Below are 981 nucleotides of genomic sequence, written 5' to 3'. Positions count from 1 at the left end.
AGCGTCGGGTCGTCCAGCGCCCCCTCGACGAAGCCGAGTTCGGCCGTGCCCGCGCGCACCGCGTCGGCGGCGTCGGTGGTGTTGCCCACGGCCAAGCGGATGGCGATCTCAGGGTAGGCGCGGCGGAAGGCAACGAGGTGGCGCGGCAGCCAGTCGCTGGCGATAGTCTGGCTGGCAAACAGCGCCAGCGTCCCGCGTCGTAGGCCGCTGAGGTCGGCGAGCACCAGTTCGGCGGCTTCCGCCCGGGCGAGCACCGCGCGAGCCTCGACGAGGAACACACGCCCCGCCTCGGTAAGTTCGATCCCACGGCCGACCCGGTGAAAGAGTTTCGTCGCGTGCCGCCCCTCGATGTTGGCGATCGCCGTGCTGACCGCCGATTGGACGAGGTTCAGCGCCTGGGCAGCCCGCGTCACGTGCTGCCGGTCGGCTACCGCCACGAAGATGCGAAGCTGGTCGAGGGTCACGGCTTCCGTCGGTCCGGCACGAGGCCACGCACCTGAGCATCAACGGCCTGGGCGACCGTCAACAGCCGCGCCTCGTCGGTGCGGCCGGTGACGACGTAAGACATGCCGCCATCGACCCAGGAGAAGGCAGCGATGTCGCCCTCTCGGGCGAAGCGGAAGAGCGTTCGCCCATCGCCGTCTCCGACGCGGCTGTAAAGCGTCAGGCGGGTTCCACGGTCGTCGTCGTACATTAGCATCGCTGCGGATTCGGCGCCGGCCGGCAGCAGCCGCCCGCCCATCAGGCGAAACCCTTGGGCCGCGAGATCGGGGGCCGCTACCGCGTGACCGAGGCGCTTCGAGAGCCACGTCACGAGGTGGGGCTTCTCGTCGGCGCGCACCTCCACCGGATGCACCACCTCGACCACGAAGGTGCGAAAGGCCGCGACCGCGTCCTGCGTCGCCGGTTCCTCCGCCACCATCGCCGTCGCGGGTCCGCCGCGCAGGGCATGGCCGACCCAGCCGCCGGCACCGCCGAGCG

General features: G+C 71.2%; 1 protein-coding gene and 1 pseudogene. Both read right to left on the bottom strand.

Annotation, left to right across the window (positions count from 1 at the left end; genetic code table 11):
* Window positions 1–464: LysR family transcriptional regulator (locus tag FV234_RS25860; RefSeq protein ID WP_147832447.1), on the bottom strand; the 464-nt coding region annotated here is incomplete at its 3' end.
* Window positions 461–981: pseudogene (locus tag FV234_RS25855) on the bottom strand (anti-sigma factor); the annotation flags it as partial. The pseudogene FV234_RS25855 and the gene FV234_RS25860, both read right to left, overlap by 4 nt.

Source organism: Methylobacterium sp. WL8, assembly GCF_008040045.1.
Lineage (GTDB): Bacteria > Pseudomonadota > Alphaproteobacteria > Rhizobiales > Beijerinckiaceae > Methylobacterium > Methylobacterium cerastii.
The sequence above is the reverse complement of the archived record's forward strand: the minus strand, read 5'-3'. Positions and strand labels throughout refer to the sequence as shown.